At 36.1% G+C, this 1,694-nt stretch carries 1 protein-coding gene and 1 pseudogene; both read right to left on the bottom strand.

Annotated features, from left to right (window positions below):
* A pseudogene (locus tag F6K38_RS41265) lies at window positions 1-595 on the bottom strand (hypothetical protein); the annotation flags it as partial.
* A gap of 121 nt (window positions 596-716) precedes the next feature.
* Window positions 717-1,694, bottom strand: a 978-nt coding sequence (locus tag F6K38_RS41260; RefSeq protein WP_287360622.1) for an ATP-binding protein, incomplete at its 5' end; no start/stop codon positions are given.

The raw sequence follows: 1,694 nt of genomic DNA, 5'->3' as shown, positions 1-1,694 counted from the left end.
ATAACAATCGCAAAAAAGAACAAAAAATATCAGCTTGAAGGGGAGTATAATATTTAAGTAAATCAATATCTCTATCTACAGGAAACTCTATTACTCCAGAACGCCAATCAAAAAAATCAGGAGCACGACGGACTAAATACCTTAACGTATATTTCCTGACGGTAAACACTAAGCAGCAATTAAAATCATCTCTAAATCTTTCCCGTTGCCAATTCAGATGACCTAATAAGCTGGCTAAAGCCTCTCTTTGATAAGATTTTTTAGGGTTTTCAAGGGTACGTTTAATATAATCGTCTAATGCTAAAGACTTTTCAAGGCCACTAATAAATAAAATATCAATGGGATTGTCGTTAACGTTTTCCTCAATCAAATCATATAAATTATAAATAGAATGCTCTAGCTTTAAAACATCAACGGTTTTATCATTAATATCTTGTTTGATTTGTTCAATAATAAATTTTTCTTGTATAGGAGTACACCGCACAAATAAAATCCCAAAGCCTTCACGCCAAGATAAATCGCGTTTTAACCTCAGATAGGATTCTTGTTCATCTGATCTAAATGTTGTTGAATTGGATGTAAGCATTTTATTCATTTATCAGCTATCAGCTATCAGCTATCAGTTTTCAGCTATCAGCTATCAGCTATCAGCTATCAGCTAATGGGCTAGATCACAGGCTAGAAGCCTGTGCCACCCAGGCTACGGGAATGGCTCACTACTGACCGCTGACTGCTGAATGCTCACTATTATTTAAATCACGAAGAGCAGATTTAAACTCAGATGTCCCTTCAATTACAGGGTGAACATCATACCAACGCACAGGATTACCCTCTCCATCAAACTCTCGATATTCCAACACACAACGACGGAATAGCAAACTACGATAGTCTTCATCATTAGGGATAGTCTTGGAAAGAGAAACCTCAGCTAATTTTTGCCATTCTTCAGCACTAACCGCATTACGATAAGTGCTATCTCTGGCATCACTAACCGCCCGCCTCACTATTCTTGTAGTAATCGGGAAATCATCAATATAACGCATGACTGACTGCATTAATAGCATCAACTCTCGGACATGACCACCAGTCATAGCACAAAGCTCAATGCGACTGTCTTGACTATCAAAAATTTGTGTATCAATATCAATCCTAGGGTCAACTAAGTGAACTCTTTTTTCAATAACTTCTTTTAATTTATCTAATCCTTGTGAATAGGGTTTGTTGTCACGGTTTTTTACCATAATCATTGGTAACACTTGAGGAGTACCATAAATATTTCTTAATTCAGTAGCTTGACTGGAATAGGCTAAGGAAATAGGTACTGTATAAACTACGTGACAATTCAAGGCTGTTAACTGACTGCTATAATCAAGAAATATTTCCTCGTGACTTGTTCTGTCATTCCCTTTTTCCAGGGGGATGATTCTATCTAAGTTATCTGCGATTACAACTATGTTGGATTTTTCCTCAGGTAATTTATCTTGAGCATCTTTAATAAATTCATTTAACGCTGTAATTAAAGAATCACTATAATTATCAACCTGTTTTCTAATGGTTTCACGGCTATTAGGATTGCGTCTTAAGGTTGTAGTCAATTTGCTAAAAATCTGAATTTGAGCTTCAACCGTTAATTTTTCAAATTCCACCTCCGATAATGCCAAATCCTTTAATTCAGTCCACCGAGACTCTAACCA

The sequence above is a fragment of the Moorena sp. SIO3B2 genome, assembly GCF_010692525.1.
In the GTDB taxonomy this organism is placed as follows: Bacteria; Cyanobacteriota; Cyanobacteriia; order Cyanobacteriales; family Coleofasciculaceae; genus Moorena; species Moorena producens.
The sequence above is the reverse complement of the archived record's forward strand: the minus strand, read 5'-3'. Positions and strand labels throughout refer to the sequence as shown.